The organism is Streptomyces sp. NPDC050704, assembly GCF_040654355.1.
Lineage (GTDB): Bacteria > Actinomycetota > Actinomycetes > Streptomycetales > Streptomycetaceae > Streptomyces.
In genome coordinates, this window is sequence record NZ_JBFAHW010000071.1 from 1 (window position 1) to 12801 (window position 12801).

Consider the following 12801-nt stretch of genomic DNA (forward strand, 5'->3'; position numbering starts at 1 on the left):
GCGCAAGCTCGCCCCGGCCGACGCGGTTTGTAGGGGCAACACGCACACCCTGCCCCCAAACTATGGTGTCCCACCACATGTCATGTTGACCTGCTGCTTTCTACCTTGTGCCGGTACGTACACGTCCCCGCCAATGCCTGGAAGTGGTGCACATGGCCTCCGCAGCAACCGCTCCCCCACCACCCTCGAACCTCCGCCGTATCGTCGCCGCGAGCCTGATCGGCACCACCATCGAGTGGTACGACTTCTTCCTGTACGGATCCGCCGCCGCGCTCGTCTTCAACAAGCTGTTCTTCCCCGACTCCGACCCGCTCGTCGGCACGCTGCTGTCCTTCCTGACGTACGCGGTGGGCTTCGCCGCCCGGCCGCTCGGGGCGCTCGTGTTCGGGCACTACGGCGACCGGCTCGGGCGCAAGAAGCTGCTGGTGCTGAGTCTGCTGCTGATGGGCGGGGCGACGTTCGCGATCGGGCTGCTGCCGACGCACGCGACCGTCGGCGCGTCGGCTGCCGTCCTGCTGACCGTGCTGCGCCTGGTACAGGGCTTCGCGCTGGGGGGCGAGTGGGGCGGCGCCGTGCTGCTGGTGTCGGAGCACGGGGACGCGCGGCGGCGCGGCTTCTGGGCGTCGTGGCCGCAGACCGGCGCGCCCGCCGGGCAGTTGCTGGCGACCGGTGTGCTCTCGCTGCTGACCGCCGTCCTGTCGGACGCCGCCTTCATGTCCTGGGGCTGGCGCATCCCGTTCCTGCTGTCGGGCGTGCTGGTGATCGTCGGTTTGTGGATTCGTCTGTCTGTCGATGAATCACCTGTCTTCAAGGCGGCTCTGGCACAGGCCGAGGAGCGCAGGGCGACCCAGGCCGGGGCCGCCGAAAAGCTCCCGCTGGTGTCCGTGCTGCGGTACCACTGGCGGGACGTCCTGATCGCGATGGGCGCACGCATGGCGGAGAACATCAGCTACTACGTGATCACCGCTTTCATCCTCGTGTACGCCACCACGTCGGCCGGCCTCTCCAAGCAGACCGCGCTGAACGCGGTGCTCATCGCCTCGGCCGTGCACTTCGCCGTCATCCCGGCCTGGGGCGCCCTGTCGGACCGGGTGGGCCGCCGGCCGGTGTATCTGCTGGGCGCGGCCGGTGTCGGTCTGTGGATGTTCCCGTTCTTCGCCCTCATCGACACCGGGACCTTCGGGAACCTGATCCTCGCCGTCACCGTGGGCCTGATCCTGCACGGGGCCATGTACGCGCCGCAGGCCGCGTTCTTCTCGGAGATGTTCGCGACCCGTATGCGCTACTCGGGCGCGTCGATCGGCGCACAGTTCGCGTCCGTCGCGGCGGGCGCGCCCGCGCCGCTGATCGCGACCGCTCTGCTGGCGGACTACGACAGTTCGACTCCGATCGCCCTGTACGTGATCGGGGCGGTCGTACTGACCTTGATCGCGGTGGGAGTGGCGAAGGAGACCCGGCACCGCGACCTCACGGAGTGGGAGAGCGACGACGGCGACGGCGACGGCGACGATGGCGACGGCGAGGAGGAAGCGGAGCCCGCGACGGCGTCGGCCCGCGCCGCCGACGCCCGTACCGTCTGAGCCTGTTGCCCGGAGAGCTTCCCGCGGACCGACCCCCGTGCGCCCGTGCGTGCGGGGGTCAGTACGTGCGGCGGTCAGTGCTGCGTGGCGGACGCCAACCGGTGCAGTCGCAGGGCGAGTTGGATCTCCAGTGCGCGGGCCGGACTCTGCCAGTCGGGGCCCAGGAGCCGGCCCACCCGCTCCAGGCGCTGTGCGACCGTGTTGACGTGGACGTGCAGCTCGTCCTTCGTGCGCGCCGGGCTCATGCCGCACGCGAAGTACGCGTCGAGGGTGCGCAGGAGATCGGTGCCCCGTCTCTCGTCGTAGGTCACGACCTGGCCGATGGTGCGCTCGACGAAGCCGGAGATGTCCCGGCTTCCGGCGAGGAGCAGCCCCAGGAACCCGAAGTCCTCGGCGGCCGCACCGTCCCCGGCCCGGCCGAGCAGGCGCAGCGCGTCGAGGCATCGCTGCCCTTCCGCGTAGGCCTCGGCCACGGTGTCCGGGCCGGCGGCGAGGTCCCTCACGGGCGCGGACGCCCCTACGGTGACGGCCTCGTGGACTGCCGTACCCAGGTCTCCGGCCGTGCGCCGGGCCAGCTCCGTCGCGGTGTCGTCCGGGTCCAGGGGCAGCAGCAGGACGGTGCCGCCGTCGCGGGCGGCGGCCAATCCGTGCCGGGTGGCGGCGAGATGGGACGCGGCGGACCACAACCTGCGGCGGGCAGCGGCCTCCTGGTCCGCGTCGGCGGCCATGGCGTCGAGACGGGCGGCCAGCACCACATGGGTGGCGTCGAGGTCCGCGTCCAGTCGCGCGGCGCGCTCCCGCAGCAGCCGGGAATCGCGGTCGCGCGCGTCGAGCAGGTCGTCCAACAGCTCGCCGCGGACCCGCTGTTCGGCCTCGGCGGCCGAGCGGCGGGCCAGCAGGAGGAGCGAGGTGACCATCGCGGCCCGCTCCAGGGTGCGCTGGTCGACGGGGTCGAGCCCCGGATGGCCGCGCAGCACCAGCCCGCCCAGCAGCTCACTGCCCGCGGCGACGGCGGCGACCCAGTCGCTCCCGTGCCGCACGGCGTGTCCTTCCGCGCGTGACACCTCCAGGGCCTCACCGGGTGCGGCACTCGCCTCGGCGAAGTCCACGGTGCCGTCGAGGACCTGGGAGACCGCTGCGGCCACGTCGTGCACCCCGCCGCCGCGCAGGACGAGCTCGGCGAGCCGGTCGTGGACGTCGGAGGCCCGCTCGATGACCCCGCTGCGGTCCCGGATGATCTCGTTGGCCCGCTCCAGGTCCGCCAGCGCTCCCCGGGTCTCGGTGAGCAGGTTGGCCGTGTCGATGGCGGCGGCCGCCAGGGCGGCGAACGAGCCGAGCAGCGCGATCTGCTCCCGCTCGAAGACCCGCGCACGGCGATCGGCCGCGAAGAGCACGCCGATGACATGCGGCCCGAGCATCAGGGGCACGCCGAGGATCGCCACCAGGCCCTCGTCCCGTACACCCGCGTCGATGGCCTTGGTGTGCTGGAAACGGTCGTCCTGGAAGTAGTCGTCGGTGACATAGGGACGGGCGGTCTGCGCGACCAGCCCGCCGAGCCCCTCCCCCATACCCAGCCGGAGCTGCTGGAAGCGCGCCGCCACCGAGCCCTCGGTGACCCGCATGTACGTGTCGCCCTCGGCCGGGTCGTTCAGGCTCAGATACGCGACGTCCGTGCTCAGCAGCGAGCGGGCGCGCTGCACGATCGCCCGCAGTACGGCGTCGAGGTCGCGCAGTCCCGCCAGGTCGTGGGCCGTCTCGAAGAGCGCGGACAGTTCGGCCTCGCGTCTGCGGCGCCCCTCCATCTCGGAGCGCACGCGCAGGGCCAGCGCCTTGGCACGCTCCAGCGCGGAAACCCGGTCGGGCGGCAGCCCGTCGGCACGGGCCAGCAGCACCGGCTGCTCGTACGCGTCGGCGGACGCGCCCCGGGCCAGCAGCTCCAGGAACGGCGCCTCGGCGCTCGCCTCGGAGCGCCCGGCGGACTGCAGTTGATCGCGAGACATGTCCACCAGGATTACCCGCCGCACCGACAGCCTGACCAGCCCTGTGGACAACTCACGCTCAGTGCGCCGTCCAGCCGCCGTCCAGAACCAGTGAGGTCCCGGTGACGAAGGACGCCGACGGGCCGCACAGGTACGCCACGGCCTCGGCGACCTCCGCCGGCTCGATGAGGCGTTTGAGGGCGCTGTCCCGCAACAGGACCTCGGTCAGTACCCGCTCCTCGCTGATCCCGTGGGCCGCGGCCTGGTCGGCGAGCTGTTTCTCGACCAGTGGGGTGCGCACATAGGCGGGGTTCACACAGTTCGAGGTGACTCCGTGGGGTGCGCCTTCCAGGGCGGCGGTTTTGGAGAGGCCCTCCAGTCCGTGTTTCGCCGCCACATACGCCGACTTGAATGCGGAGGCGCGCAGCCCGTGGACGGACGACACGTTGACGATGCGGCCCCACCCCTGCCCGTACATGTGGGGCAGCGCTCCGCGGATGAGCCGGAACGGTGCCTCCAGCATCACGGTCAGCACGGTGTGGAAGGTGTCGGGCGGGAACTGCTCGATCGGGCGCACCAGTTGCAGCCCGGCGTTGTTGACGAGGACATCGGTACCCGCGGCGGCGGACTCCGCGGCGTCCAGGTCGGTGAGGTCCAGGACGTGCGGCTCGACGGTGCCCGCGAGGCCCCGGGCCAGTTCGGTGAGTGCCGCCAGGCCCGCGGCCTCTCTGTCGACCGCCCGCACCTTGGCCCCGGCCGCGGCGAGCCGCAGGGCGCACGCGCGGCCGATGCCGCCTGCCGCGCCGGTGACGAGGGCGGTACGGCCGCCGAGGTCGAGGGACGGGGTGTGGGAGCCCGGAGGGGCGCTGGGCGCGGTCATGCCACCGACCCTAGACAGCAGCCACGCCTCCACCGATGTGGCCGGCACCCACAGTTCGGTGTCAGGTCATGGGTTCGAACCACGTGGGGCCGTCGGTCAGCGCCTGCTTGATCCGCGTCAGCGCGAACTCGTTCAGCTCCGGCAGCGCGTCCAGCCCGAACCAGCCGACCTCCAGCGACTCGTCGTCGTTGACGCACGCCTCGCCGCCGACGGCCCGGCAGCGGAACGTGATGTCCATGTACTGGCAGGTGTCACCGTTGTCGTAGGTGACCGGGTTCAGGGCCTGGACCAGCACGACCCGCTCGACGACGCAGCGCACCGCCGTCTCCTCGAAGACCTCGCGCACGGCACAGACCGCCGGCTGCTCGCCCGGGTCCGGGATGCCGCCGATCACCGACCACTTGTAGTTGTCGGAGCGGCGCCCCAGCAGCACTCTCTGCTCGTCGTCGAAGACGATGGCGGTGACGCCCGGGAGCCAGAGCAGCTGCTGCCCGGCGGTGGCCCGGATCTCGCGGATGAAGTCTGGAGTAGCCATGGTTCGACCCTAACGGCCCGGTTCCGTCACCCCTGACGCGTTCCCAAAGCGCACAACAGGCGTACGGCTACAGATCACCGGCGCGTCGCCCGCGCACCGCCGAGGTCACGGCCCAGCCCAGCCCGCCCGCCGCGATCAGCACCAGGACCATCTCCGGCAGGATCCCGAGCCGCGTGGCAGGGGTCTCGGAGGAACGCAGCGGCACCTTCTGGACCAGGGAGTCCGCCACGAACATGCCGGTCCGCTGAGTGATCTCCCCGTCCGGCATGATCACGGCGCTCACCCCGCTGGTCACCGGAACGGTGACGGTGCGGCTGTGTTCCACGGCGCGGACCCGGGACATGGCGAGCTGCTGGTAGGTCATCTCGCTGCGGTCGAAGGTGGCGTTGTTGCTGGGCACGGAGATCAGCTGGGCGCCGTTGGTGACGGTGTCGCGCACGGCCCAGTCGAAGGCGGCCTCGTAACAGGTCGCGAGGCCGACCTTGGTGCCCGCCATGGTGAACACGCCCGGCTTGCTGCCGCGGCTGAAGTCCTGGCGGACCATGGACGTCCAGTCCTCGTTGATGGCGCCGACGAGCGACCGCAGCGGCAGGTACTCGCCGAACGGCTGGACCTGGCGCTTGTCGTAGGTCTCGCCGGGTCCCTTCTCCGGGTCCCACAGGATCTGCTCGTTGTAGAGCTTGCCGTTCTTCTCGACGACGCCGCCGACCGAGATGGGCGCGGCGATCGCCTTGGCCGCCCGGTCGATGACGGCGCGGGCGTCCGCATTGGCGAACGGGTCGATGTCCGAGGAGTTCTCCGGCCACAGCACGAAGTCGGGCTGGGCGACCTCGCCGGCCTTGATCCTCGCGGCCAGGCGCTCGGTCTCCCGCGCGTGGTAGTCGAGGACGGCGCGCCGCTGGGCGTTGAAGTCGAGGCCCGCGCGCGGCACGTTGCCCTGGATGACGGCGACCGTCGCGGTGCCGTCCTCGGCCTTGTCGCTGACCAGGGGTCGCGCGGCGAAGGCACCCGCCACCGGGAGGACGAAGCTGAGCAGTGCCACCGCGGCCGCCCCGCGGCGTACGACACGGGTGCGCCGCGCCTCGACGGCCTGGCGGACGATCTCGCACAGCCCGAAGCCGCACAGGACGACGGCGAAGCCGAGTACCGGAGTGCCGCCCAGCGCCGCGAGCGGCAGGAAGACCCCGTCGGCCTGGCCGAAGGCGATCTTGCCCCAGGGGAAGCCGCGGAACGGCACACGCGCGCGTGCCGCCTCACCGGCGATCCAGAGGGCAGCCGCCCACAGCGGCCACCCGGGCAGCTTCGAGACCGCCGCCACACCGGCGCCGACGAGCGCGACGAACACCGCCTCGATGACGACGAGCCCCAGCCAGGGCCCGGGCCCGACCTCCACACCGGTCCACACGAGCAGGGGCAGCAGGAAGCCGAGGCCGAAGAGGTAGCCGAGGCCCAGGCCCGCCTTCCAGGTGCGGCCGCGCAGACACCAGCCGAAGGCCGCGAAGGCCGGCAGGGCCAGCCACCACAGGGTGCGCGGCGGGAAGCTGACGTACAGCAGCACTCCGGAGAGTGCCGCGGTGGCGGCCGGAAGGAGCCGCCGCGCCAGCCGGACCCCGCGCGATACGGGCCTGGGCTGCGGTTCGAGCTGATCCGGCTCGTCCACGGAGGTTGCTGTGACGGTCACTCCGGGAGTGTACGGCGCGTGCCCTCGACGCCGACAGCGCGGCCCTCGTCACCGGGCCGGGTCCCCTCCAGCCCTCCGCTCCCCTCTGGTGCATCGTTTCTGCGCAACTCCGCCACAAACCGGCGCATCTCCCGTTACGGTGTGCCGAAGCCTCTGACGTGCGGGTCGTATCCGGCCAGGCGGCGGGGCCCGTCACAGGTCGGGGGGCTACGGGGTGGGGTCCACGGGGATGGCGTCGGCGGCCGGTCCGGTGTCGGCGTACGAGAGACGCAGTGCGTCGGACGCGACCGGCATCGTCGTGCTCGGGGCCTGCGCGGTCTGGTCCTTGATCACGGCCGGGACAAACGGCGGCCGGCCCGAGGGCGTGCTCCTCGCGGTGCTCGCCGTAACCGCCGGTTACGCGTCGGGGCGGATCTGCGGGGCGCTCCTGCCGGTGGCCGCGCCCTGTGCGGGCGCGCTCGCCGGGCTCGGTCTGGCGGTGGCCGCACCGCACACCACCCCGGGCCCCCAGGTCACCTCGTCACCGCTCGGGCAGACCGGCGCCACCGCCGCACTCCTGACCCTCTCCGCCGGAGCCGCGTGCTGCGCGGCCTGGGCGGCCCGCCCGCCGGGCCTGCGGCTCGTACTGCGCCTGCTGGTCGCCGGCATCGCGGTGACGGCGGCCGTACTGGGCTCGACAGCGGGCTTCGTGGCCTGTCTGGGCGTGCTGCTGTGCTCGCTGGCCGCCGACCGTATGCGCCGCCGGGCCCTGGGACTCGGCGGCCTCGCCCTCGCCGCGGCGCTGGTGACCGGAGCGACCTGGGCGATCACCGAGAACCTGCTGCCGGACGGCCTGACCACGTCCCTGGAGGGCCAGCTCACCCAGCACCGGGTTCTGCTGTGGCACGACGCACTCGACATGGTCCGCCAGGAGCCGGGGCTGGGCGTCGGCCCCGGACGGTTCGCGGAGCTGAGCCCGACCGTCACACAGTCGCTGCTCGTCGACGGCAAACCCCACTCGGCGCCGTTCCAGCAGGCGGCCGAGCAGGGCGTCGTCGGCGTGGCCCTGCTGGCCGCGGTGTTCTGCTGGGTCCTGTTCGCCCTGTGGCGATCGCAGCGCCCCACGCCGGTCGTCCTCACCGCGGGCGCCGCCCTGACGGCGCTGGCCGCCATCGCCGCGGTCGGCAACGCGCTGAGCTTCACGACGGTGACGGCGGGCGCGGGCCTGCTGGCGGGCCTCGCCACGGCGCGCCCCCTGCTCGACGAGGCGGACGAGGTGCCGGAGAGCGCGGTGGACCCGGGCGGGCACACCCGCAGTGACCGACTGGCACCGTGAGATTCAGCGCCGATCGGTGTCCTGAGGCGGGCTGAACCGCCTGCGAATCGGTCCCTCGGCGCCCGTGGCCGGCGGGCCGGAACCAGTGGTCAGCGGGCCGGGCCCGGCGCGGCCGCCCGCAGCCGGCCGCGGATGACCCGTACGGCCGCCTCCGCGTTGTCCACCGTGATCGTGAACGTATGACCGTCCCCGAGGCGGAGCACCAGGCCCTCGCCGCGCCGGACGACCACGGCGGTGCCCTGCTCGGGCCGCCAGCGGTAGCCCCAGCCGCCCCACTGCCGCGGGGTGACCCGGGGCGCGAAATCGGCACCGGTGATGTGCGACAGGGGGATGCGGCGGCGCGGCAGGCCCATGTGGCCGCAGCGCACTTCGAGGCATTCCCTGTCGACCTTCACGGCGACGTGCACAAAAGCAAGCGTGCCGAAGAGGACCAGGAGTCCCGCGGCGATGCAGCCGACCACGGCCATGGCGAGCGGGGCGATGCCCGACGTCCAGGCCGAGTCGACCGCCAGTTCAATGCCCAGTGCCAGGCAGGCGGCGCCGCCCGTCGCGAGCAGCCACTGCACACGGTTGGACGCGCGGCCGTGCCAGACCTCGGGGTGCGGGGCGTCGGCAGCGCCCTGTTCGCCGTGGGGGTGGTCCCTCATACCTACGAGCGTACTCACGTTCCGCAGTGCGGGCACCGGGTCGCGGAGTGTTACTGCTCCGGGTGGACGCCGGATGTCCGGTTCGTGCCAGGACGTTCAGCGTACGGGGCTGACCGCCTGCAGCAGCCGGCCCTCCTCGTACGTCAGCGCGGCCGCGGGCAGTGTTCCCTCGCGTCCGCCGAGCAGCACCGTGAGAGCGCCGCCGCCGGGTCCTTCGGGAGCGGGGCGCTCGCCGATCCGGCGCAGTGCCTGAGCTGCCACCGCGCCGGCGGAACCGTGCAGCACCAGCGGCGCGCGACCGGGCCGCTGCACGGCCGCGCGGATGCGCTCGGCGACCAGTTCGTAATGGGTGCAGCCCAGGACGACGGCCCTTACGTCGTCGGGGGTGCGCGCCGCGGCCGCGGCGATCGCGGCGTCGATGGCCGCCTCGTCCGCGTGTTCCACGGCGTCGGCGAGGCCGGGGCAGGCCACTTCGGTGACGGTCGCTCCGTCGGCGAACTCGCCGATGAGACCGCGCTGGTAGGGGCTGCCGGTGGTGGCGGGCGTGGCCCAGATCGCGACGGGTCCGCCGCCCGCCGCGGCCGGCTTGATCGCCGGGACCGTGCCGATGACGGGCACGCCCGGTTCCAGACGGGCGCGCAGTGCGGGCAGGGCGCGCACGGAGGCGGTGTTGCAGGCGACGATCAACGCGTCGGGGCGGTGCGCAGCGGCCGCCTCGGCGACGGCGAGGGCACGCGCGGTCACGTCTTCCGGCGTACGTGGTCCCCACGGCATGCTGCCGGGGTCGGAGGAGAGCACGAGGTCCGCGTCGGGCCGCAGACGACGTACGACCGCGGCCGCCGCGAGCAGTCCGATTCCGGAGTCCATGAGCGCGATCTTCACCCGGTCACCATAGACGATCCGCCTCAACGGGCCGCCGGGGTGGGGCAGACTGCGGCGGATGAGCGCCGTTGCGTGGACCGCTGTGGGATCGCTGGCCGCCTGGTTGTGGCTGCTGCTCGGCCAGGGCTTCTTCTGGCGTACGGATCTGCGGTTGCCGCCGCGCCGGGAGCCGGACAGCTGGCCGTCCGTGTGTGTCGTCGTTCCGGCCCGGGACGAGGCCGCCGTCCTGCCCGACAGTCTGCCCTCGCTCCTCGCGCAGGACTATCCGGGGCGGGCCGAGGTCTTCCTCGTCGACGACGGCAGTTCGGACGGCACCGGGGAGCTGGCCCGTGAGCTGGGGCGCCGCCACGGCGGGCTGCCGCTCACCGTCGGCTCTCCCGGGGAGCCGCCCGCGGGCTGGACGGGCAAGCTGTGGGCCGTGCGCCACGGCATCGGCCTGGCACGCGCGCGTGCACCCGAATATCTGTTGCTGACGGACGCCGACATCGCCCACGCTCCGGACAGCCTCAGGGAGTTGGTGGCCTCTGCGCGCACCGGCGGCTTCGACCTGGTCTCGCAGATGGCCCGGCTGCGTGTGGAGAGCGTCTGGGAGCGGCTCGTGGTGCCCGCGTTCGTGTACTTCTTCGCGCAGTTGTATCCGTTCCGCCGGATCGCCGTGCGGGGGTCGCGGACGGCGGCTGCGGCGGGCGGCTGCGTCCTGCTGCGTACCGACGCCGCCGAACGGGCACGGATTCCGGACGCCATCCGGCAGTCGGTCATTGACGACGTGGCGCTGGCGAGGGCGGTCAAGGGCTCCGGAGGGCACATCTGGCTGGGACTGGCCGAGCACGTCGACAGCGTGCGCCCGTATCCACGGCTGCACGACCTGTGGCGGATGGTCTCGCGCAGCGCGTACGCCCAGCTGCGGCACAACCCGATCCTGCTGGCCGGCACGGTGGCCGGCCTCGCCGTGGTGTACCTGGTGCCGCCCGTGGCGCTCTTCGTGGGCCTCGCGGCGGGCGGCGCCGGGACGGCTGCGGCAGGGGGACTGGCGTGGCTGCTGATGACGGCGACGTATCTGCCGATGCTCCGCTACTACCGACAGCCCCTCCTGCTTGCCCCGCTGCTCCCGGTCACCGCGTTTCTGTACCTCCTCATGACGGTGGATTCCGCGGTGCAGCACTACAGGGGGCGCGGCGCGGCCTGGAAGGGCCGCACCTACACCCGTCCCGACACGGCGTCCGAGCAGCCGTGAGCGAGCCCGTGAGCGGTCACTTCCTGCCGGGGGTCCAGTTCATGCCCCACCCGTAGGCGTAGTCGACGGTGCGCTGCGGGCTCACGCCGCGATCGGGGACGAGGAAACGGGCCTCGCGCTGGACGACGAGGTCGCTGCCGGTGTTGGTGATGAGCGCGAGCGCGCACACCGTCGAGGGCACCGTGCACTCGCCGAGCGAGAAGTCCACGGCCGCGCCGTGCGACGGCTGGAGGGTCACTGTGGCGTCCAGGTCGGCGAAGGAACGCGCACCTTCGTAAATGGTCACGAAGATGAGGATGCGGCGGAAGGCCTGCTGGTGGTCGAGGTTGATGCTCATGTTCTCGCCACTCGCCGAGGCGCCGGTGCGGTCGTCCCCGTCGAGATGGATGTACGGAGGCTGGTGCAGCGCTCCGAAGGCGTTGCCGAGCGCCTGGACGACGCCCTTCTGTCCGTCGGCGAGCTCGTACAGGGCGCACAGGTCGAGGTCGAGGTCCGCGTGCATGGCCACGGCCCGCCCCAGCTTGGCCTGCCAGCCCGAGAACTGCTTGCGCACCTGCCAGTTGAGGTTCACCCGCATCGCCCCCGAGGTGCCGCCCTGCTTGGTCAGCGAGACCGACGGGGCTTCCTTGGTCAGCGTGACCTTGGTCAGGCGCACGGGGGCCGCGGGCGGTGCCGGCGGTGTGGGCGGCGGCGTCACCGGCCGCGCGGCCGTGACGGGCGGGGCCGCGGGCGCGGGTGCGGGAGGGGCAGGGGGCGTCACGGGGGCCGGCGCCGCCGCCTGCTGCGGTTCGTCCACCGAGATCCCGAAGTCCGTGGCCAGCCCTTCCAGGCCGCTGCTGTACCCCTGTCCGACGGCACGGAACTTCCAGGCACCCTGGCGGCGGTAGAACTCCCCGAGCACGAAGGCCGTCTCGACACTCGCGCCCTCGCTGTCGAAGCGCGCGATCTCGGTGCCCTGCTGTGCGTCGAGGACGCGAATGTACAGTCCCGGCACCTGGCCGAAGGCGCCGCCGTCCGAGGAGGCGGCCAGCACGATCGTCTCGATCGCGGGCTCCACGCGCGCGAGGTCCACGAACAGCGTGTCGTTCACCTGCCCGTCGGCGTTCCGCTTGCCCTCGTGCCGCACCGCGCCGGAGGAGTGCGCCGGCTGGTTGTAGAACACGAAGTCCGCGTCGGAGCGGACCTTCCCGGAGGCCAGCAGCAGGGCGGAGGAGTCCGCGTCGGGTACGCCCGGGCCGGCCCGCCACCCCAGTTCGACGCGGAGTCCGCTCGTCGGCACCGGCACGTTCGATCCTTTAGGCATTGACATGTCCGCCCCCATCGGGTGTCTCCGCGCAAGAACGCGCCTCGATACGTTCAGTAGTTCTTCGCCAACCTATGCCCCCGAGTGACGAACGCCCATGACCCGGCAGGGCAGATCATTGGCCAACTCGCCGGTAACCCCTCCGGAACTCGGCTTTTACACGATCTCAACCTCGCCCGTCGTCCTTTTTCACCAAGTTCGCTCGCATTGGGGATCCCACGTCACTGCCGACACGGAAAACAACCCTCTTATCGGTCTCCCCAACCAGCACATCGTGGGCTTAACTTATGTGCCATGACCTCCCCCCGCTCCACCTATGGCGGTGGTTACTATTCCGCCTCCTTCCCGGACACTCCGATCTACGACTCCCTCGTGGCCGAGCGGGGAACCCCGCAGATCGCCCCGATCCGGGTCCCCGCGGCATACGACACGGGCAGTCACCTGCCCGCGCTGCCGGCAGCGCTGCCCGCCCTGCCTGCCGCTCCCTCGCCGCAGTACGGCTACCCGCAGGCCCAGCAGCCCGCCCCGCTCCAGCAGGCCGCCGCACCGTACATCCCGCAACAGGGCGGCGCGCCGCGCGGCTACCCGGGCCCCCAGGCCCCCCAGCCGCAGCGCCCCATGACGGGCGGCACGGGCTACGAGGCGATGCGTCCCGCGGCGCCGCGTCCCGCCCCGGCAGCTCCCTACCAGGAGCAGCCGTACAACAACCAGCAGTACCGCGGCTACTGAGGTTGTCCGGCGGAGGTTGTCGGTGCCCGCTGGCAG

At 72.4% G+C, this 12801-nt stretch carries 11 protein-coding genes; 4 read left to right on the forward strand and 7 right to left on the reverse strand.

Going from position 1 to position 12801, the window contains the following annotated elements; genetic code table 11:
- Positions 1-152: 152 nt before the first annotated feature.
- Positions 153-1580, forward strand: a complete 1428-nt coding sequence (locus tag AB0I18_RS33380; protein WP_363109394.1) for an MFS transporter — start codon at positions 153-155, stop codon at positions 1578-1580.
- 74 nt (positions 1581-1654) lie between these two features.
- Here the strand turns inward: AB0I18_RS33380 and AB0I18_RS33385 are convergent, their stop codons facing one another.
- The 4 genes from AB0I18_RS33385 to lnt form a co-directional block, all read right to left on the reverse strand.
- Positions 1655-3580, reverse strand: a complete 1926-nt coding sequence (locus tag AB0I18_RS33385; protein ID WP_363109395.1) for a helix-turn-helix domain-containing protein — start codon at positions 3578-3580, stop codon at positions 1655-1657.
- A 58-nt stretch (positions 3581-3638) separates the two neighbouring features.
- Positions 3639-4439, reverse strand: a complete 801-nt coding sequence (locus tag AB0I18_RS33390; RefSeq protein ID WP_363109396.1) for a 3-hydroxybutyrate dehydrogenase — start codon at positions 4437-4439, stop codon at positions 3639-3641.
- A 61-nt stretch (positions 4440-4500) separates the two neighbouring features.
- Positions 4501-4974 (reverse strand): NUDIX domain-containing protein, encoded by a 474-nt coding sequence (locus tag AB0I18_RS33395; RefSeq protein WP_363109397.1) that lies wholly within the window; start codon positions 4972-4974, stop codon positions 4501-4503.
- Between the two features lie 67 nt (positions 4975-5041).
- Positions 5042-6655, reverse strand: a complete 1614-nt coding sequence (gene lnt / locus AB0I18_RS33400; protein WP_363109398.1) for an apolipoprotein N-acyltransferase — start codon at positions 6653-6655, stop codon at positions 5042-5044.
- 229 nt (positions 6656-6884) lie between these two features.
- On the opposite strand from lnt, the gene AB0I18_RS33405 reads away from it, so the two are divergent.
- Complete coding sequence (locus tag AB0I18_RS33405) at positions 6885-7970, forward strand: O-antigen ligase family protein (protein ID WP_363109441.1); 1086 nt, start codon at positions 6885-6887, stop codon at positions 7968-7970.
- Positions 7971-8059: 89 nt separating this feature from the next.
- On the opposite strand, the gene AB0I18_RS33410 is transcribed toward AB0I18_RS33405, so the two are convergent.
- Together AB0I18_RS33410 and AB0I18_RS33415 are read right to left on the reverse strand one after the other, a co-directional pair.
- Positions 8060-8617 (reverse strand): hypothetical protein, encoded by a 558-nt coding sequence (locus AB0I18_RS33410; RefSeq protein WP_363109399.1) that lies wholly within the window; start codon positions 8615-8617, stop codon positions 8060-8062.
- A 96-nt stretch (positions 8618-8713) separates the two neighbouring features.
- Positions 8714-9499 (reverse strand): aspartate/glutamate racemase family protein, encoded by a 786-nt coding sequence (locus AB0I18_RS33415; RefSeq protein WP_363109400.1) that lies wholly within the window; start codon positions 9497-9499, stop codon positions 8714-8716.
- 58 nt (positions 9500-9557) lie between these two features.
- Here AB0I18_RS33415 and AB0I18_RS33420 point away from each other — a divergent pair, with 58 nt between their 5' ends.
- Entirely contained in the window at positions 9558-10733 is a 1176-nt protein-coding gene (locus tag AB0I18_RS33420; RefSeq protein ID WP_363109401.1) for a glycosyltransferase, read from the forward strand.
- 16 nt (positions 10734-10749) lie between these two features.
- Here AB0I18_RS33420 and AB0I18_RS33425 read toward each other — a convergent pair whose 3' ends face one another.
- On the reverse strand, positions 10750-12036 hold the full coding sequence (locus AB0I18_RS33425) for a TerD family protein (protein WP_363109402.1): 1287 nt from the start codon (positions 12034-12036) through the stop codon (positions 10750-10752).
- Positions 12037-12330: 294 nt separating this feature from the next.
- On the opposite strand from AB0I18_RS33425, the gene AB0I18_RS33430 reads away from it, so the two are divergent.
- Positions 12331-12765, forward strand: a complete 435-nt coding sequence (locus AB0I18_RS33430; RefSeq protein ID WP_363109403.1) for a DUF6643 family protein — start codon at positions 12331-12333, stop codon at positions 12763-12765.
- Positions 12766-12801: the final 36 nt, after the last annotated feature.

What these genes read in the sequence shown, in the direction of transcription:
- AB0I18_RS33425 (WP_363109402.1), bottom strand. Translation starts at nt 12,036, where the DNA reads ATGCCTAAAGGATCGAACGTGCCGGTGCCGACGAGCGGACTCCGCGTC.
- AB0I18_RS33395 (WP_363109397.1), bottom strand. Translation starts at nt 4,974, where the DNA reads ATGGCTACTCCAGACTTCATCCGCGAGATCCGGGCCACCGCCGGGCAG.
- AB0I18_RS33380 (WP_363109394.1), top strand. Translation starts at nt 153, where the DNA reads ATGGCCTCCGCAGCAACCGCTCCCCCACCACCCTCGAACCTCCGCCGT.
- AB0I18_RS33420 (WP_363109401.1), top strand. Translation starts at nt 9,558, where the DNA reads ATGAGCGCCGTTGCGTGGACCGCTGTGGGATCGCTGGCCGCCTGGTTG.
- AB0I18_RS33385 (WP_363109395.1), bottom strand. Translation starts at nt 3,580, where the DNA reads ATGTCTCGCGATCAACTGCAGTCCGCCGGGCGCTCCGAGGCGAGCGCC.
- AB0I18_RS33405 (WP_363109441.1), top strand. Translation starts at nt 6,885, where the DNA reads ATGGCGTCGGCGGCCGGTCCGGTGTCGGCGTACGAGAGACGCAGTGCG.
- AB0I18_RS33430 (WP_363109403.1), top strand. Translation starts at nt 12,331, where the DNA reads ATGACCTCCCCCCGCTCCACCTATGGCGGTGGTTACTATTCCGCCTCC.
- AB0I18_RS33410 (WP_363109399.1), bottom strand. Translation starts at nt 8,617, where the DNA reads ATGAGGGACCACCCCCACGGCGAACAGGGCGCTGCCGACGCCCCGCAC.
- AB0I18_RS33390 (WP_363109396.1), bottom strand. Translation starts at nt 4,439, where the DNA reads ATGACCGCGCCCAGCGCCCCTCCGGGCTCCCACACCCCGTCCCTCGAC.